Annotated in this window: 13 protein-coding genes and 1 pseudogene; 12 read left to right on the top strand and 2 right to left on the bottom strand. The window is 66.3% G+C overall.

Annotated elements, in window-relative coordinates; all coding sequences use genetic code 11:
* The first annotated feature begins 1 nt into the window (after position 1).
* The 11 genes and pseudogenes from AKJ09_RS31535 to AKJ09_RS31485 all read left to right on the top strand — a co-directional run bounded on the left by AKJ09_RS31535 (position 2) and on the right by AKJ09_RS31485 (position 15886).
* On the top strand, positions 2-1267 hold the full coding sequence (locus AKJ09_RS31535) for an RCC1 domain-containing protein (RefSeq protein WP_169928022.1): 1266 nt from the start codon (positions 2-4) through the stop codon (positions 1265-1267).
* Entirely contained in the window at positions 1264-3108 is a 1845-nt protein-coding gene (locus AKJ09_RS31530; RefSeq protein ID WP_146651567.1) for an IgGFc-binding protein, read from the top strand. Before AKJ09_RS31535 ends, AKJ09_RS31530 begins: the two co-directional genes overlap by 4 nt.
* Complete coding sequence (locus tag AKJ09_RS31525) at positions 3093-4229, top strand: hypothetical protein (protein ID WP_146651566.1); 1137 nt, start codon at positions 3093-3095, stop codon at positions 4227-4229. The genes AKJ09_RS31530 and AKJ09_RS31525 overlap by 16 nt, the downstream gene beginning before the upstream one ends.
* Before the next feature lie 213 nt (positions 4230-4442).
* Positions 4443-7388 carry a transporter substrate-binding protein gene (locus AKJ09_RS31520; RefSeq protein ID WP_146651565.1) on the top strand — a complete coding sequence of 982 codons (2946 nt, stop codon included), beginning with the start codon at positions 4443-4445 and terminating at the stop codon, positions 7386-7388.
* 113 nt (positions 7389-7501) lie between these two features.
* Positions 7502-8587, top strand: coding sequence for a glucose 1-dehydrogenase (locus AKJ09_RS31515; protein ID WP_146651564.1), 1086 nt, complete (start codon positions 7502-7504; stop codon positions 8585-8587).
* 83 nt (positions 8588-8670) lie between these two features.
* Positions 8671-10340, top strand: a pseudogene (ilvD, locus tag AKJ09_RS31510) (dihydroxy-acid dehydratase); the annotation flags it as partial.
* Positions 10341-10403: 63 nt separating this feature from the next.
* The gene (locus tag AKJ09_RS31505) at positions 10404-11603 is read left to right on the top strand and encodes an NAD(P)-dependent oxidoreductase (protein WP_420814286.1); all 1200 of its coding nucleotides are present in this window, start codon (positions 10404-10406) and stop codon (positions 11601-11603) included.
* 1 nt (position 11604) lies between these two features.
* Positions 11605-12264: a bifunctional 4-hydroxy-2-oxoglutarate aldolase/2-dehydro-3-deoxy-phosphogluconate aldolase gene (locus AKJ09_RS31500; RefSeq protein WP_146651563.1), complete on the top strand. Its 660-nt coding sequence runs from the start codon at positions 11605-11607 to the stop codon at positions 12262-12264.
* The gene (locus tag AKJ09_RS31495) at positions 12261-13295 is read left to right on the top strand and encodes a sugar kinase (RefSeq protein WP_146651562.1); all 1035 of its coding nucleotides are present in this window, start codon (positions 12261-12263) and stop codon (positions 13293-13295) included. Before AKJ09_RS31500 ends, AKJ09_RS31495 begins: the two co-directional genes overlap by 4 nt.
* A 123-nt stretch (positions 13296-13418) precedes the next feature.
* Entirely contained in the window at positions 13419-15263 is a 1845-nt protein-coding gene (locus AKJ09_RS31490) for a glycoside hydrolase family 15 protein (RefSeq protein WP_146651561.1), read from the top strand.
* The gene (locus AKJ09_RS31485) at positions 15260-15886 is read left to right on the top strand and encodes a cyclase family protein (RefSeq protein ID WP_146651560.1); all 627 of its coding nucleotides are present in this window, start codon (positions 15260-15262) and stop codon (positions 15884-15886) included. Before AKJ09_RS31490 ends, AKJ09_RS31485 begins: the two co-directional genes overlap by 4 nt.
* A gap of 28 nt (positions 15887-15914) precedes the next feature.
* On the opposite strand, the gene AKJ09_RS31480 is transcribed toward AKJ09_RS31485, so the two are convergent.
* The gene (locus tag AKJ09_RS31480) at positions 15915-17285 is read right to left on the bottom strand and encodes a chloride channel protein (RefSeq protein WP_205633856.1); all 1371 of its coding nucleotides are present in this window, start codon (positions 17283-17285) and stop codon (positions 15915-15917) included.
* A 139-nt stretch (positions 17286-17424) separates the two neighbouring features.
* Between AKJ09_RS31480 and AKJ09_RS31475 the strand changes: the two genes are divergently transcribed.
* Positions 17425-18657, top strand: coding sequence for a DUF2254 domain-containing protein (locus tag AKJ09_RS31475; protein ID WP_169928020.1), 1233 nt, complete (start codon positions 17425-17427; stop codon positions 18655-18657).
* An 11-nt stretch (positions 18658-18668) separates the two neighbouring features.
* Here AKJ09_RS31475 and AKJ09_RS31470 read toward each other — a convergent pair whose 3' ends face one another.
* On the bottom strand, positions 18669-19130 hold the full coding sequence (locus AKJ09_RS31470) for a hypothetical protein (RefSeq protein ID WP_146651557.1): 462 nt from the start codon (positions 19128-19130) through the stop codon (positions 18669-18671).
* Positions 19131-19183: the final 53 nt, after the last annotated feature.

Here is a 19183-nt window from a genome sequence, read left to right as displayed (position 1 = left end):
CATGGCGTTCGGTCGCGTGCTGCCTCGCGCGGTCATCGCGCTCGTCTTGCTCGCTGTTCCAGCAAGTTGTAGCGAAGAGCAAGCGCGCGAGACACAGGATGTCCCCGACGCGGCGACGCCTCCAGTCCCCCTTAGCCCCGCAGTCGAGGACGCATCCGTCGATGCGCCGGAGGACTCCCCTCGCCTCGAGGTCTCGTGCGCTGTCACGCCCTGTGTGCGCGATCTCTCGGCGTCCTGGTCCGAGAGCTTTTGCGCGCTCCTCGACGACGGCCGCGTCTCCTGCTGGGGACGAAACGCGTCGGGTGAGCTCGGGCGAGATGGAGGCACGTGGAGCGCAACGGCCGCGCCCGTGGACGGCATCGCGGGCGCCGTCGCGCTCGACCGTACCTGCGCGGTCGTCGATGGCGGGAGTGTCTCTTGCTGGGGGCCTGCGGTGGCCCCGTCCAACGGCGAGGGATCACTGCCCGCTGTTCGCTCGATCCGCATGGGCGACGGCCTTGGATGCGCAGTCCTCACGGACGGCAAGGTCACCTGCTGGGGCAAGAACGGCTTGGACGGCGTCCTCGCGTATGCCGATGCCGGCCCCGACGAGGACGTCCCGCCCACGACCATCCCGCTCGACGGTCCCGTCGACGAGATCGCGATCGCACACGGCACGATTCTCAATCCAGGGTGCCCATGGTGTCCCCCCATCAATGCCCACGCGATCATCGCTCGCCGAGCGAGCGGCGAGGTCGTGAGCTGGGGCCTCTCGCCGTTGATCGGTCGAGCGACGGAGCAGAAGCCCGATCCCAGGCCTTCGCGTATCGCCGTCGATCGCGCCGATCACGTCTTCGGCGGCTATGGCGGCTGCGTACTGGCTCAAGGTTCGCTCCGGTGCTGGGGAGACGGGCGTGACGATTCCGGCGGCGACCTTCGGCCGCTTCCGGTCGCGCTCGTTCCCAGAGCGGTTCATGTTGCGCTCGGCGACTTCGGTGACGGTCACTTCGGCCGCGGCTGCGCCGTGACGCCCAAGGGCGCCGTCTATTGCTGGGGCCGGAACGACTACGGACAAGCCGGTGACGGAACCCAGGTGTTCCGTGATTTGCCGGTCATGGTGTCGAATCTCTCCGAGCCGATCGTTCGCGTGGAAGCGACCGCGGGGACGACCTGCGCACTCAGCGTGAGCGGCCGTGTCTATTGCTGGGGGGATGACGGCTTCGGGCAGCGCGGACAGAAGACACCGTTCACCACAGACCCGTCGCCGCTGCCGGTGGAGTTCCCATGATGCTTTCGATTCGACCACTTCCATTCGTTGCACTTGGGTTCATCGCCGTCGGTGCGTGCTCGACGACGGATAGGGGGTTCGAGCCAGCGCCCGCCGGGGTCTTCCCTGAGGCGGGGAGCGACGCCGAGGACAAGCACTGCGATGGCCTTCGGTGTTCGTACGACGGTCGCTCCGTCGTGAAGAACTGCACCGACGAAGTCGTCACCGCGTGCCCGCCCGAGCTCGCGTGCGGCGGCGCAGAATGTGTCGAACCTTGTGTCGCCGCCGAACGCGAGAAGGGGTCGCGTGGTTGCGAGTTCTTCTTTCAGCCGCCGCCCCTGTACAGCGCGATCGGGATCACCTTCGAGGACAAGACCGGCTGCTACGCCGCGTACCTCGTCAACACGTCGGCGACGCCGAGCACGGTTCGTCTGGAATATGGCGGCAAGGACCTCGACCTCACGGGGGCCATTTTCACCATGAAGAAGGGGGATAAATCGCTCCTTCCTCACGAGGGGCCCGTCGCGCCGGGCGAAGCGGTCGTCCTCTTCCTCGCCGATCCTCCTGGCACGGACCACATCAAATGTCCCGCGGGAGTTCGTCCGGCGACGACGGAGAATCCGGACAGGATCATCCGCGGTACAAGCACGTCGTTCCACCTGACCGCATCGGTGCCGGTGAGCGCCTCGACGATCTTCCCGTTCGGCGGCGCCGCGAGCACCGTCCCGACGGCGACGTTGCTTCTACCGACCTCCACGTGGGGCAAGGAGCACGTGGTCATCGAGCCGTGGTCGATGGGACTCGCCTCGAACTACAACCGGTTCGGCCTCTTCCCCGCCGTACAGATCGTGGCAAAAGAGGACGACACCGTCATCGAGATTCGGCCAACCGCGGACATTCAAGACGACCGCGACTTCGTCGGCGCTCCCAAGGGCGCTCCGGCGACGTACCGAATCAATCGGGGTCAATATCTGCAGATCGCGCAGGCAGACGAGCTCACCGGAAGTATCGTCACCTCATCGAAGCCGACCACGGTGTTCGGCGCGCACTCGTGCATGCTCCTTCCGCAAGACGTGATGGCGTGTGATACGGCGCAGCAGCAGATCCCGTCCTTTGCGCAATGGGGCTCGGAATACGCCGCGGTGGGGCATCTGCCTCGCCTCGGTGATTCGGAAAATTCGCCGTACCGAATCGTCGCCGCCGTCGACGGCACGGAGCTCACCTACGATCCGGCGCCTCCGGGCGGCGCTCCGACGAAGCTCGACAGCGGAGCGATCGGAACGTTCTGGACGCGCGATCCCTTCGTCGTTCGTTCGCAGGACGCCGAGCATCCGATCTATGTCGCCGGCTACATGACGGGATGCGCGAACGTGAATCCCACGTTCTCGCTGGGCGACCCTGAGTTCGTCAACGTCATTCCCACGGCGCAGTATCTGAATGACTATAGCTTCTTCGCCGATCCGACCTATCCGAACACTTCGCTGGTCGTCATTCGCGTGCGTGGCTCGCAAGGCTTCGACGACGTGAATCTCGACTGCGCCGGCGGCCCGCTTTCGGGTTTCCGTCCGCTCGGCACCGATGGACGCTTCGAATACGTGCGCATTCCTCTCACCGACGGTGGACAGTTGCTGCAGGTCGGCGCCGGCACCTGCGGCTACGGTCTCCACCACATGTCGAGCCGCAGTCCGTTCACGGCGACGCTCTGGGGACTGGCGAAGCCGCGAGCTACGCGCTCGTCGGCGGCCTGGCACAACGCACGCTGGTCACGCGGCCACTCGTCGTTCACTGACTGCCGTGATCCGGATTGCAGAAGCGTGAGGCCCCCTCCGCTTCGTACGGCAGCTCGATGCGAGAGCGAGTAGCCTCCGACGACACGATGCGAACGTCACGAACGTCGGCCGAAAACCTCTTGATGTCAGCGGGAGCCTGCGTCGCCGCGATCGCAATCGCTACTGGCTGCGCGGCGAACCATACGCGCGCGCGAGGCTCGGCGCCGGCCGTCGAGCGCGCCCCCTGCCCGATCGCCGGGGAACAGGCGGAGGACTGCCCGTACGCCGGTATCGCGCGCGACCTTGAGGGGGCGGCGTCCCCCGCGGACGGTGCGCGCGACCGCATCCTCTCCCGGCTCGCGCGCGAGTCGCCTGCGCTCGACGCGGCGATCGCGTCCGTCTCGACGATCGGCGGTGACGACCTCAAGTACGTCGATCTTTGGGGACGAAGCGGCAATTACGATGCCTCGCAGCTCGACCTACCAAGCCCTCGGCCCACGGTTGACGAGGCCGTCCTCGACGCCATCAACGCGCGCGCTGGAATGCCCGGCGCGCGCCACGGCAACTTCGGCCCGATTCACGACGCGGTCACCTTCGCCGGCGTCGAGCACACCTACGGTTACGTCTTCAGTCTCCTGCCCACGCCGTTCGGTTTCAAGCGCGCGCGATGGGTGCGCGACGACCTCGAGGCTGGTTTCGGGCTCTCGCGCGGCACGCTGGGGCCTCTGCCGAAGGACGGATCGCTCTTCGCCAACGTGACATACTTCGCAGGCAAGATCGCATTTCGCACGCCGGACGACGCACGCGAGCTCGCTGCGGTCGGCGCCGGCGCGCGGGGCGTATCCACGGAGCTGCGCGCATTCGACTTTGCGAGGCTGGCGCCGGTGCGGGTCGAGGAGACCTTGCACATCCCGCTCGCCAACGGCGCTTCACGTACGGTCGTCCTGCGTACGGACTTCGTCCCGTTCGTCGCGCGCACCGCCGCGCCCGACGGCAATACGAACCTCCTCGTCTACTCCGCGCGCGACTCGGCCGACCAGCGCGCGCGCCTCGTCACGGTGTTTCCCGTGGGGACGGCCATGCGCACGAAAGCCCTCGATCCCGCGCGGACGGGCTCGGGCCAGCCGATCGCGACGCAGTACAACGCGTTCATCGAGGGCATCACCGGCGCGGCTGCGCCGCTCACAGGCGAGCGCCGCATTCTCGAACGCTGAGTTGGCTCTCGATCCAGGCGGCCTCCCCCGTGGGAAGCTCCGGAGTCGTTCGCATTCACGCAAGGGCCGGTGACCGGTGAGAGCTGTGGCCCGGAAGCGAGAGCTTACGGCGAGCGGGAGGAGCGTAAGCCAAGGCTGCGCGCGTGCCCCGTATGGGCACTCAACTTGCAACTCAACTAGCGAACGTGTGCCCTGGCCAGTCGAGCGAAAGCGATGCAGGCGAGCAGGCAAAAGAGCGTGAAGATTGGGCTGATCCATTCGCTGACTGGAACGATGTCATCCAGCGAGTTGCCGCTTCTCACCGCCGAGCGGATGGCCATCGACGAGATCAACGCGAGTGGCGGCGTTCTCGGGTATCGGATCGAGCCTGAGATCGCGGACGGCGAATCGGAGGCCAGCTCCTTCGCCCGTCGCGCAGAAGAGCTCGATCGCGTGGGGAGCAAGGCCCTCTTCGGATGCTGGACCTCGGCTTCTCGAAAGGCCGTCAAGCGCGTGGTGGAAGAAGCAGACAACGTTCTCTACTACCCGGTGCAGTACGAGGGGCTCGAACAGTCCGAGAACATCTTTTACCTGGGAAGCTGCCTCAACCAACAGGCGGCCCCCGCGCTGGATTGGGCGATCGCAAACCTCGGCCCGCGCGTTCTGCTGGTCGGGTCGGACTATGTCTTTCCACGTGTCGCCAACCGGCTGATTCGCTCGATCGTGAAGGCTCACCCCGGCCGTGAGGTCGTCGCTGAGCGCTACGTCCAGCTCGGCGCGCAAGACTTCTCAGCCGTCGTCGACGAGATTCGACGGCTATCGCCTTCGGTCGTCATCAACTCGCTCAACGGCGAGAGTAATCTTGGATTCTTTCGTCAGTGCAGGGCGGCGGGGATCACGGCGAAAGACATCCCGATCCTTTCGCTCAGCGCCGCGGAGCCGGAAATGCAACCGGTGGTCGACTCGGCGGAGGGGCATTACGCTTGCTGGAGTTACTTTCAAATCATCGATACGCCCGACAACGATAAGTTCGTATTTGCGTACCGAGCAAGAAACGGCATGGCACAGCTCTGCTCGGCCCCTATCGTGACAGCGTACTCGCAGATCATGCTCTGGAGGCAGGCCGTCGAGGACGCTGGGACGTTCGAATCAGCTGCGGTGAGGCAGTCGACGGTTGGATGCGAGGTGGCAAGCCCGGCCGGGCCCATGACGATTCTGCCGAATCATCATACGCCGCTACGTGCTCACGTCGGCCGGCTGCGAGGAGATTGTCAGTTCGAGATCGTGTGGAGCAGCCCCGCTCCCATCGAACCACTCCCCTGGCTTGGCGTGGAGACCAGCAATATCGAAAACAAGGCCATCGTTCAGGACGCTATGGCCAGCTTCCCGGAAGCGGTGCATTACGCTTTCCTTCTCGAACTGGAGATCGAGCAACGCCGCCGGGCTCAAGAGGAGCTACGTGAGGCGCACGACAGACTCGAGGAGCGCGTTCGCGAGCGCACGGATGCCCTTGCAGAGGCCAACCGAGTCGTCCGTGCGGAGGTCGCGGTCCGACAGCGCAAGGCCTCCGAGCTGCAGGCGATCGTCGACAACATGATCGAGGCGGTCGTGGTCGTGAACCGCGACGGGGACATCTCGACCGTGAACGGATCCGCCGCGAGGCTCTTCGGCGTCGCCGACCTTCTCACTCCTGCCTACGCGCCGCGGATGTGGCCCGACGTCGTCGCGCTTCGGCACGTGGACGGCACACGGGTAGCGCCCGAAGAGATGGCGATCCACCGCGCTCTCGCGGGCACGCCGGTGGTCAATCAAGACGAGGTGCTTCGCAACCAGGAGACTCACCGCGACGTCTACGTTCGCGCGAGCGCTGCGCCGATGCGGACCAACACGGGGGAGGTCACGGGTGGGGTGTTGGTGCTTCGCGACGTGACCGAATCGATGGAGCTCGAGCGCTTGAAAGCGCAGTTTGTCGAGGTAGCCGCACATGAGCTGAAGACCCCCGTCGCCATCATGAAGACGTGTGCTCAGGCGCTCCTCGGGCTGGGCGATGATGTCTTGCCTGCGCAGCGTAACAAGATGCTCGCCCGCATCGACCGCGGCGCAGTCCGCATCGACCGCATCATCACGGACCTTCTCAAGGTCTCGCGCCTGGCTTCGGGTCAGCTCGAATTGAGCCTCGAGCCAGTCGAACTATCCCGGCTCGTGATCGAGGCGGTCGACGGCATCGCGCCCGCGCCCCAAAAGCATCGGATTCGTCCGCGAACGGCAGAGCCGATCATCGTGCGTGCCGATCGGGATCGAATCCAACAGGTCATTGCCAATCTCGTCGACAATGCGGTCCGATATTCGCCCGCTGGCGGCGACGTCGAGGTATCGGTGATGCCAGCCGATCACGAGGCGATTGTATCGGTTCGCGACCACGGCGTAGGCATCCCGCAAGACAAGCAGGGCCTCATTTTCAATCGCTTCTACAGGGCACACACCGGTACGCCGTACGACTACGGCGGCATGGGCATCGGGCTCTATCTTTGTCGCGAGATCGTCCAGCGCCACGGCGGACGCATCTGGTTCGAGAGCGAGGAGGCACGGCAGCACGTTCCGTTTCAGTTTGCCGCTCGGCGGCGCTTAGGCCTTGTGAATCACAAGGCACGCGCTCCCGAAGGTCGCACAGGCCTTGTGAATCACAAGGCACGCGCTCCCGAAGGTCGCACAGGCCTCCGAGGAGCGCGAATTCCGATGGAGGATTTTACGATGGGGGCGTCGCAGCGTAGGGCAGACGTCACGCGAGTCGAGCCGGCTCGACGCAAGGTGCTCGTCATCGAGGATGACGTCGACCTGCTGGAGACCGTTGCCGAGGTCATCGAGTCATTGGGTGTTGAGGTCGTGCAAGCCCACAACGGGGTCGAGGGTCTCGCTGCTGTCGAGCGTGGGATGCCGGACCTCATCCTTCTCGACATGAAAATGCCGGTCATGAACGGTTGGGAGTTCGCCCAGCAGTTCCACGATCGGCACGGCCACGGAGCTCCAATCGTGGTCGTCACCGCGGCGAGCGATGCCCGCCAACGCGCAGTCGACGTCGGCGCCGAGGGATGGCTCGACAAGCCATTCGCGGTGGACGCGCTCCTGAAACTCGTCAGCGTGCCGCCCGTTGCCGGGTCGCCCTTGACGACGGATCCGTGACCGTCGTCCGTACGGGCGACCTACCTGCCCGTCGGCGGGGCAGTCATCCATCCCTCACGTCGAGTGCGCGGTGGCATGCACGCTGCTAATCGCGCGGCAGGAAGGAGGTCGTCATGCGAGCGATGGCCGTGTTTCCTGCGCAGCGCGAGCTTCGAATCATCGATGTCCCGGCGCCGGAGCTCCGTAACGAGCACCAGGTGGCGATCCGAATTCGCGAGGTCGGGATTTGCGGAACCGACCGCGAGATCTGCGAGTTCCACTACGGCTCGCCGCCCGCCGGAACCGACCGACTCGTCCTCGGCCACGAGGTCCTCGGTGAAGTGGTGGGCGTGGGCCCGGCCGTTCGCACGGTCGCGCGCGGCGACCTCGTCGTGATCACCGTCCGCCGACCTTGCGACGATCCCGAGTGCGTCGCGTGCCGAGCGGGGCGCCAAGACTTCTGCACGACGGGGCACTTTCGCGAGCGCGGGATCAAAGGTGCCGACGGCTTCATGACGGAGCTCGTCATCGAGGACGAGCGTTACGTCGTGCGCGTCCCGAAGGCACTCTCCGAGGTGGCCGTGCTGCTCGAGCCGCTCAGCGTTGCGGCCAAGGCCGCCGTCGATCTCGATGCGATACTCCGGCGCTATCCCTGGGAGCCCACGGCGCTCCGCGCCCTCGTGCTCGGCGCCGGGCCCATTGGTCTGCTCGCGGCGATGGCGCTGCGGGCCCGCGACACCGAAACGTTCGTGTACTCGCTCGAGCCGGCAGACAGCGACCGCGGCGATCTGGTTCGCTCGCTGGGCGCCACCTACGTCTCGGCTCGCGACGTCCCCGTAGGGGAGATTGCCTCACGCGTCGGCGCGCCCGACATCGTCTTCGAAGCCGTCGGCGTAGCCAAGGTCGCGTTCGAGGCCATTGGGGAGCTCGCGCGCAACGGCATCTCCATCTTGAGCGGTGTCCCGGGCCCCGGGGGTCCCGTGGAGATCGACCTCAACAGCATCATGCGCAACATCGTTCTCAAGAACCAGGTCGTCTTCGGCACGGTCAACGCGTCGCGCTCCGCGTTCGAGGAGTCCGTGGCGTACCTCGAACGGTTCATGGTGCTGTTTCCCGACTCGGTTCGTCGGCTCATCACCCAGCGCTCGAAACTCGACGATGCGCCAGCGCTGCTCCAGCGCGGGGGCGGCATCAAGCACGTGATTCAGCTCTCCTCCTGACGCGCTCCCTGACCGGAGCCAGGCGAGTGGCGTGGAACCTGCTTTTTCGCGGCAGCAAAGCGGCAAGAAGAACGAGGGTCATCATGGCGACCAATGGGAACGGGCGGACCTTGCACAGCCAGAAGCTGCGCAGCATCAACTTCCAGGGTGACTCGCTGCGGATGGGGATGAACTGGACGGAGGAGGACCTCGGCAAGCCTCAGATCCTCGTCGACAGCGCGTATGGGATGGGCCACCCCGGCACGTTCCACTTCCGTCCGTTGATCGAGGAGATCTCGAACGGCGTCTTCGAGGCCGGCGGCAAGCCGGGCGTCTTCACGGTGAGCGACATCTGCGATGGCGTTGCCCAAGCGACGACGGGCATGAGCTACTCGCTCGTCTCGCGCGACGTCATGGCCGCGATGATCGAGATCCACGCGCTCGGTCATCCGCACGACGGCATGGTGCTCCTCTCGGGCAACGACAAGTCCGTCCCGGCACACATGATCGCCATCGCGCGCTGCAATTTGCCCGCGATTCACGTCCCCGGAGGGACGCAGTTCAATGCTCCGGACTACTTCACCTCCAACCGACTGTGGCCTCTCGGCATGGAGGTCGAGCGCAAGAAGAAGACCCAAGAGGAGCTCTTCGAGCGCCAGAAGAATGCCTGCCCGACCTGCGGCGCTTGTCAGTTCATGGGCTCGGCTTCGACCGGCCAGGTGCTCTCCGAAGCCATCGGACTGGCCCTGCCCGGATCCGCGCTCGTGCCGGCGCCGCTCGCCATGCACCTTCGCTACGCGCGCGCCGCGGGCAAGCGGATCCTCGACCTCGTCCGCAACGACCTCAGACCGCGCCAGATCCTCACGCGCGAGGCGTTCGAGAACGCCATCATGGTCCACGCGGCCGTGGGCGGGTCCACCAACGCTCTGCTCCACCTCCCGGCGATGGCCAAGGAGGTCGGCATCGAGCTGACGGTCGACGACTTCGACCGCATCCACAAGCAGGTCCCGGTCATCGCCAACGTCAAGACCACCGGGAAGTACCCGGTCGAGTACTTCTATTACGCGGGCGGTGTTCCGAAGGTGATGCTCGAGCTCCGCGAGCTCTTGCACCTGGACTGCCTCACGGTCACCGGCAAGACCGTCGGTGAGAACCTCGACGTCATCGCGCGCTCGTACTACTTCGACGAGCGACTCGGGTACTTGCACAACTACAAGATCCCGCCGACCGAGATCATCAGGCCGCTCTCGGATCCGTTCGTCGCCGAAGGCGGCGTGGCCATCCTGCGCGGGAACATCGCGCCCGGTGGAGCGATGATCAAAGCGTTCTCGGTGCCGGACGAGATGCACGTCCACACTGGCCCCGCGCGCGTCTTCGACGACGAGCCGGCTTGCCTCGATGCTCTCCGTGACGGCGCCATCAAACCCGGCGACGTCATGGTCATCCGCTACGAGGGGCCGCGCGCGAACGGAATGCCCGAGATGTACTTCGCATCCGCCGTGCTGGCGGCCGATCCCGATTTGAGCCACACGACCGCGCTCGTCACCGACGGCCGGTATTCGGGGCCATGAAGGGGCCGTCGATCGGTCACGTGTCGCCGGAGGCGCTCGACGGCGGGCCGATCGCGCTCGTCGAGGAGGGCGATCTCATCGAGATAAGCATCCCCGAGCGCAAGCTCGGGATCGTAGGCCTCCACGGTCAACGAATGATGGAGTCCGATATCGCGCGGGTGCTCACGGAGCGTCGCGCGCATTGGTCCCCGCCGCCGCAAAAGCACACGACGGGGATCCTGTCCCTCTACGCTCGCGTCGCAACGTCGGCTTCCGAAGGAGCTGCCATGACGGCGCCGGTGGACGGCCACGTGGCACCTCCGACCGACGTGACGAGTAGCCCCGCTCCCGAAGCGCCGAGCGAGAAGAGGCAGGCGACTCCGGTGAAGGAGCAGCCCGCGCGCGCGAAGCCGGAAGCGGCGCCACCCAGCCAACCAAAACCGTCGTCGCGCGCTGGAAACGGCGGCGGCGGCGACCGCATGCGCGTCGTGATCGCCGACTACGACTTCGGCGACGTCGAAGTGGAGCGACGGGTCATCGAAGGAGCGGGCTTCGAGCTCGTGGCCGCGCAGTGCAAGAGCGAGGACGAGGTCATCGAAACTGCGCGCGATGCCGACGCCATCATCACGCAGTACGCGCGCGTCGGGGAGCGCGCCATCGATGCGTTCACCCGTTGTCGCGTGATTGCTCGCTACGGGACGGGCGTCGACATCGTCGACGTCGACGCCGCCACCCGGCACGGCATCCAGGTGACCAACGCTCCGAACGAATGGTGCTCGGACGAAGTCGCCGATCACGCCGTGGCCCTCTGGCTCGCCGCCGCCCGCAAGATCCCGCAGTACGCCGAGGCGACGCGACGGGGTGAGTGGCAATGGCAGACCGGCAGGCCGATCCACCGCCTCCGCGGGCGCGTGTTCGGACTCCTGTCGTTCGGGAACATCGCCCGCTCGATCGCGGAGCGAGTGCGGCCCTTCGGGGTCGAAATCTGGACGCACGATCCGTTCGTCGACAAGGCCGAGGTGGAGAAACAGGACGTCCGCGTAGTGAGCTTCGACGAGCTGGTGCGAGGGTCCGACTACCTCATCATCCAAGCCCCGCTCACGCCGAAGACGCACGGCCTCTTCGACGAGAACGTGCTTCGGCGCATGAAGCGCAGCGCCATCCTGGTCAACACCGCGCGAGGGCCGATTGTGGTCGATGCAGCACTCCGCCGTGCCCTCGAGGAGCACTGGATCGCCGGCGCCGCGCTCGACGACATCGAGGAGGAGCCCGCCAAACGGCGCGACTGGGAGGCCGAGAACCCCCTGTTCGCGCAGGACGACGCGATCATCACTCCGCACTCGGCCTATTACTCGGAAGAGTCGATTCGCACGGTGCGTGAGATCGCCTCGAACGAGGTGGTGCGCGTCCTTACCGGTCAGCGGCCCTCGTCCCCGGTCAATTTCGTCGACCGACCTCCGCCGCCGGTCCAACTCCACGGGCCGTGACATGAGCACCTCCCGCATCCAAACCCTAACCACGCTTTCGGAGCTCGGCGCTGTCGCGGTCGTGCGCCTCGAGAACGCCGAGCGGATGCGCCCCGTAGTGAATGCTCTCGTCGAAGGCGGCATCTGCGCCGTCGAGGTGACGATGACGACGAGCGGGGCACTCGAAGCCCTCGAGGCATGCAGCGGCGCCCTCGGTGACTCCGCGGTACTTGGCGCGGGAACGGTGCTCGACGCCGAGACGGCGCGGATGGCCGTCTCCGCCGGCGCACGCTTCGTCGTGAGCCCCATCCTCTGCCCGGACGTGATCCGGATCTGCCGCCACTACGACGTGGTCTCGATCCCCGGCGCCTTCACGCCCACCGAGATCGTCGCGGCATGGGAAGCCGGCGCAGATCTCGTGAAGGTCTTCCCCGGCGGTCTCTTGGGCCCAGGCTACCTTCGCGAGGTACGCGGACCGCTGCGCCACATTCGTCTGATGCCTACCGGTGGCGTGACGCTGGACAACGCCGCCGACTTCCTGGCGGCAGGAGCCGTGGCCGTGGGCGTCGGGGGTGCCCTCGTCGACCGCAGCGCCGTCGAACGCGGAGACTACGCGGCCATTTCCGAGCGCGCACGCCGCCTCGCCGCCACCGTGCGCAAAGCACGGGGGACGGTCGCATGAAACCGATACGGACCCTTGCCTTCGGAGAGCTGCTGCTCCGCCTGAGTCCTCCGGGCCACGAGCGTCTGCTCCAATCCCCTTCGCTGAACGCCACCTTCGGTGGAGGCGAGGCGAATGTGGCCATCAGCCTCGCCCACTTCGGAGTGGACAGCCATTTCGTCACCCGGCTTCCACCGAATCCCGTCGGCGATGCCGCGCTGCGAGTGCTCCGCGCCGAGGGCGTCGGCATCGACGCGGTCCAGCGCGGGGGCGAGCGCATGGGCATCTACTTCGTCGAGGCGGGTGCGAGCCAAAGACCCTGGAGCATCGCCTACGATCGCGCGCACTCCGCGATCTCGGAGCTCGACCCGAGCTCGCTCGACTGGCCCAAGCTGCTTCGCGACGTCGCCTGGTTTCACACGTCGGGCATCACGCCGGCGCTCGGGCCGGGTCCCGCAGAGTCCACGCGCCGAGCGGTGCAGGCGGCGCGCGAGCTCGGCGTGACCGTGAGCCTCGACTTCAACTATCGCCGGATGCTGTGGAGTGCTTCGTCGGCGAAAGAGGTCCTCCCTTCCCTCGTTCGATACGTGGATGTGCTCTTTGCGGGCGAGGATGATCTGCGGACCTTCCTCGGCATCCCGATCCCGCACGGCGCACTCGATCCCGCCTCGCTCGACCTCCGAGCCTGCGAGACCGCGGCCGCGCGTGTGGTCTCCGAATACGGCGTGCGCCAGCTCGCGATCACACTGCGCGAGAATCTCTCGGCCAGCCACAACGGCTGGAGCGCCCTGCTCTACGACGGCCCGAGCAAGACGCTTCATCGCGGACCGCGTCACGTGGTTCACCTCGTGGACCGCATCGGTGCAGGCGATAGCTTCGTCGCCGGGCTCGTCTTCGCGCAGCTCGACGGAAAACCGCTCGACCAGGCCCTGCGATTCGCGGTGGCCGCGAGCGCGCTGAAGCAGACCATTCCAGGAGACTTCAACCGAGTTTCCGTCGCCGAGGTCGAACGGCTCGGCGACGCCGAGGACGGGGGCCGAGTTCGCCGGTGACGGGGTCCGACGATTGCATCGCGCATTCCGTAAAGGATCCGGTGGGCCCCGAGTTCATGGCTCCTCCGGAGCGCAGGCCCGAACAAGCAGCTATCGCCCCCTAGCGGTCCCTAGAGGTATCCAATGCCCTCCTACATCGAAAACTACGCACTGATCGGAGACACCGAAAGTGCCGCACTGGTCTCGCGCGATGGCGCGATGGACTGGCTATGCCTCCCGCGGTTCGACTCGGACGCGTGCTTCGCCGGGCTGCTCGGCCGCGACGAGCACGGCACCTGGGTGATCCATCCAGCGACGCGAGTCAGGTCCATTTCGAGACGCTACCGCGGCGACACGATGATCCTCGAAACCGAATTCAACTGCGATGGTGGCGTCGTCCGACTCATCGACTTCATGCCGATCGCCGAGGGCATTCGGCACCACGTCGTGCGCATCGTCGAAGGTGTGGAGGGGACCGTCCCCGTCGATGCCATCCTCAACGCGCGCTTCGGATACGGAGCGACACCGCCCTGGATCCGCCAGACCGAGGACGGGATCCTGCTCACGGCCAGCCCTGACTCGCTTACCCTCCGCACGCCTGCGAAGGTCGAACTGAACAAGCACCGCGTCTCGTGCAGACTGCAAGTTTCCAAAGGGCAGCGCATTCCCTTCGAGCTCGAATGGCATCCTTGCCATCGATCACCCCTAGCCGCGCTCGACGTGGAGGCCGTCCTCGAGTCGACCGAGCGCTTCTGGTCCGACTGGGCCGCGCGCTGCCGCTATCGCGGGCCGCACAAGGAAGCGGTGGTGCGTTCGCTGCTTACGCTCAAGGCGCTCACGTATGCCCCGACGGGCGGCATCGTCGCAGCGCCCACGACGTCACTGCCCGAAGAGCTGGGCGGTGTCCGTAATTGGGATTACCGGTACTGCTGGCTGCGCGACTCCGCGCTCACGCTCGATGCGCTGATGCTCTGCGGTTACCCGGACGAAGCCACGGCGTTTCGCCGTTGGCTCCTCCGTGTGGCGGCAGGCGAACCGTCGAACTTGCAGATCATGTACGGCATCGACGGCAAGCGGCGCCTGACCGAGTTCGAGCTCGACTGGCTGCCCGGCTATGCCGAGTCGCGCCCGGTACACGTCGGCAATGGAGCGTGGAACCAGTTCCAGATCGACGTCTACGGCGAGCTCTTCGACACCATGTACAAGGCTCGGCGCCTCGGCGCGCCCGCCGACCCCGAATTCGGGCAAATGGCGGTTCAACTCCTCGACTTCCTCGAACGCGCTTGGCAGAGGCCGGACGAAGGCATTTGGGAAGTTCGCGGCGCCAAGCATCGCCACTTCGTGCACTCGAAGCTCATGGCGTGGGTTGCCTTCGACCGTGGGATCCGGTTGGTCGAGGAGTTCGGCATGGGCGAACTCAACACGGGCTCTCTCGTCCAGCATTGGCGCGCCCTTCGTGACCGCATCCACCGCGACGTCTGCGAGCACGGCTACGACGCCGCGCAAAACGCCTTCACGCAGTCGTACGGCTCGGAGGGACTCGACGCGAGCGTTCTGCTCATGCCGACCCACGGATTCTTGCCGATCGACGATCCACGCGTGCTCGGCACCATCCGGGGCATCGAGCGAAACCTGCTCCGGGAGGGGTTCGTTCGCCGGTACGCGACCGAGACCGGAGTCGACGGCCTGCCCGGCGACGAGGCGCCCTTCCTCGCGTGCAGCTTCTGGCTCGCCGACGCCTACGCCGCGAGCGGACGCATGAGGGACGCCGAGGCGATGTTCGAGCGCCTGCTCGGGATCCGCAACGACCTGGGCCTGCTGGCCGAAGAGTACGAGCCCAAACATGGGCGACTGCTCGGCAACTTCCCGCAAGGGTTTTCTCACCTGACGCTCATTCACACGGCGACGGTTCTTGCCGAGAGCGAGACGCGTGGTGCCGGCAAACGAGGAGACGGCGCGCGCCCCGGCGTGCCGGCGCCGCCGCCATGAGTACCTGGATCGACGTCACCGTTCCCATCCGTCCCGGGATGGTGCACTGGCCGGACAACCCCGGAGTGGAGCGTGAGGTCACGAAGGAGCCCGTCGATGGCGGGCTCTGCTTCGTGTCCAAGCTCACGATGGGCGTCCACACGGGAACCCACTTCGACGCGCCCATCCACTTCGACGTGCCGGGCGGCGGTGTCGAGGCACTGCCCCCTGCCGCCCTGATCGGCGTCGCGCGTGTCGTGGCCGTGGAGGGCCGCACCATCGATCGCGCCGACGTGGAGGCGCTAAACCTCGAAGAGGGCGAGCGCGTGCTCTTCAAGACGAGCAACTCGGCCCGCTGCTGGAACACCGACGAGTTCGTGCCGGACTACGTCTACGTGACGGTGGACGCGGCGCAACATCTGGCCGATCGACGGATCGCCTTGCTCGGTGTCGATTACCTCTCCATGGGCGGGCCCGACCACGGCCCTCGCGCACACCGGATCTTGCTCCGGGCGGGCGTCTGCATCCTCGAGGGACTCGACCTCCGCCAAGTCGGGCCGGGTACGTTCGAGATGGTGGCGCTTCCGCTGCTGATCCCCGGCTCGGATGGGGCGCCAGCACGCGTCCTGCTCCGCTCCCCATGAGCGGACCGCGAGCAAACGAAACCGGTCATCAATACTGGTGGGCTCTTCGCGCGATGTACGAGCGGCCCAAGGCTTCGAATCGATCGAGCAGGGCTCCTACGCCCGCACCGGCGAAGGTGGCAACAAGGACCGTTGCCAGACAGCACAGCATCGCAACGTGGGGGCCGCCCTGGCCGAGCACCACCGTAACGGCGGTGACGGGCAGTCGATAGCCTCCGGCGATGCCAGAGGCGGCGCCGGCCGAACCGGCCAGATCGTCGGGCACGCCGAAGCCGTGCGCGAACACTCTTCCGCCGAGATCGCCGACGGCCAAGAACGGCACGAAGAGGCCACCGCACCCGCCTGCAGCAGCGCCTGCGGTCGTGGCCATCGCGCGGAGCACGGTCACGCCAAGCACGGTCAGCGCCGTCGTAGGCGTGTTCTCGACCCACAGGATCGACCCGCCGCCCGGGCCAATGGCAGCTTGAGGACTTGCGACGCGCGCGATGGTCACCGTGACGGCACACAGGACCAAGCCTCCGATGGCCAGGCGCAAGACGGGGTGTGCATTCCAGCCTTTCGCTCGATAAATCGCCGCTCCCGTGATCGAGGTGATCGATCCCGAGAGGGCTCCGATCAAGACCGCCGTCATCACCGCTTGAGCAAACGAGTGAGGCGGCTCTTTGGGAACGACCAGCCGGATCAGGTTCACGTGGAGGGCGATGTTCATGAGCCACCCCACGACCCCGCCCACGAGCGCGGCGGTCACGCGCTCTGCATCGAGCGGAGCGTCGTGACGTCGACCGAGCTCGAGAACGTACGCCGTGCCCACGAGGGGAATTCCCATGAGCGCCGACACGCCTGCCGCTCCACCCCCCACGGCCGCGGGCCGGAGAAACCACCGGCGCCACCCGCGAGAGAAGTCTCCCATCGCCGATCCGACAGCAACGCCGAGATAGGCCGCAGGTGCCTCCGTTCCGAGCGGCCCGCCGAGCCCCACGGTGGCGGCGATGGCCACGGCGCGAATGGGAGCCAGACGCCACGGAAAGCGATCCTCTTCGCCGGCGAAGGCGACCATCTCGCCCGTGAGGTCCGAGCGAGCGACGCCGGGCACGAACGTTCTCCACTTGCTCGCCCACGGCGCGCGTTTCTCCTCGCCCTTCCCCTCTGGCTTTGCGTTCTCGCTGAGCCCGAACCCGTAGAGCACGAGCACCGAGAGACACAACCCCACCAGGGGCACGACGATGATGACCCACGTGGCCTGACTGGACACGACCGCGAGGCTCATCTTCAGGAGCTGCGTGAAGCCGATGACGAGGCCCGCTCCGACGAGCGCGCCCACCAGGCCGCTCAGGCCCGACGTGGCGATGGTCGACAAGAGCTGCTGGAGCCTCGAGCGCTTCGTCAGGGGAACTTCCACCGTCCGCCCCGATTCAACCGGTGTGCCGCGCCTGCAAAGCCCAGGAATGAGGAGCGCGAGCGCGCGTCGGCGCGGCTCCTGCGTCGCACGAAGCATGCGTACCCCATTCGCCAGGCTCAGCAGGAGGCGGCACTACTTCGTGGGGACGTCTCGGAGCGTCGCGCTGATCCTTGCCTCGCTGGTGCTCGGATACGGCATCCCGCACATCCGTGACCGTTGGTTGCCGTCGATGGGAACCGACATGGGCAGGGACCAGCTCATCGCGTTCCTGACGTCGGTCGCCACCGGTATGATGACCTTTACCGGCGTCGTCCTTTCACTCCTGTTCGTGATGCTCGAGCTCGGAGCGACGGGCTACTCGCCGAGGATCGTCAGCTCGTGGGTCAAGGACCCGCGCATCGCGAATGCCACGGGCGTGTTCACCGGCACCTTCGTCTATTCCCTGATGGCGCTCCGTGCGATCGGGCTCGTCCAGGGCAGTCGCTCCTGCGCGCTCACCATCTACATCGCCTTCGTCTGGCTCCTGGCGAGCCTCTGGATGCTCACACGCCTGGCCAAAGTGTTCGCCGAGCACGACCATACCTTCGTGCTGCGGATGCTCGGAAAGCATGGCGCCGAGGCCATCGATTGGGTGTATGCCAGCGGGCCCTCGAAGGGCGGTGATGCCGGGAAGGACGAGTTGCCCAAGGAAGGGCACGCTCCCCCTCAGGTCCTCGTCCATGAAGGTGCGCCGGTCTACATCGTGCGCATCGACGTGGCTCGCCTGGTCGCGCTCGCTCGTTCGCGCGGAGCGCTCATCCGCATCCCGTTCGCCCAAGGGGACTCCGTCACCGCCGGAGCCACGTTGGCGATGGTGCACGGTGCCTCGATCCCACCTCGGCGTCTCCGCGCCTTGATCGAGCTAGGACCGGAGAGAGAACTCCGAGCCGACCCCAAGTACGCGCTGAGGCTCTTGGTCGACGTGGCGCTCCGAGCGCTGTCGACCAGCACGAACGACCCGACGACAGCCGTTCAAGCGCTGGACCAGATCGAAGCGCTGCTGATGAAGCTCGGCAACCTCGACCTCGACGTGGGGCGCGTGCGGGACGCCGGCGGAGAATTACGCCTCGTCTACGACGCCACCACATGGGAAGAGTACCTCGAGCTCGCGCTCACGGAGATTCAATATTACGGAGCGGCGTCGCTGCAGACCGAGCGCAGACTCGCCGCCCTCTTCGCGTTTCTGCGTGACCACTTGCCCGCGTCGCGCCGTGCAGCGGTGGAGCGGCTGGTCCAAGAGCACGGCGCGGTCGTCGCGCAGACGCTGCAAGGGCCTTCGCTCATCCTGGCGACGCGAGGCGATCGCCAGGGGCTCGGCCACACGCTGCAATGACGGTTACGGGCTCAGTCGGGCACGTTGCAGGTCTTGTCGCAGGCCTCCGCTTCGATCCCGGTGTTGGCGCGACGGCCACATCGGCTCCAGCAGGTGTAGCGCTCCTTCGCGTCGGGAAGGAGCGCGTTGTGCTTGTCTCGACAGGCGTCGATGCGCTTGTCGTTGTTGCTCATCTTCTGGCAGATGACGAACGACGGGATGACTTCGCCGGAGCAATCGTCGCGGCAGTCCTCGAAGTCGTCGGCATTCGCGGAGCTACGGATGCACTTGTCGGTGCATAGGCGGACGTTGTGACCGAGCGTGCTGTAGGTGACGTAGCAACTGTCGATGTCTGCCGGCTTCCACTTCGTTCGAGGAAGCGCCCCAATCATGTCGCAAGCCTCAGCGTCGGTCAGTGGCTTGGGTTCGTGCTTGCACGCGACGACGAACGACGCCGCAACGGCGACGAGAAGCATCGAGTGTGACGAGGACATTCCAGATTGGTATCACGACGCTTCGTCGCCTCTCGAGGCCCAAACCGACGCAC

The organism is Labilithrix luteola, from assembly GCF_001263205.1.
Lineage (GTDB): Bacteria > Myxococcota_A > Polyangia > Polyangiales > Polyangiaceae > Labilithrix > Labilithrix luteola.
Note: the sequence above shows the minus strand (reverse complement) of the source record. Positions and strands in the feature narration are given on the sequence as shown.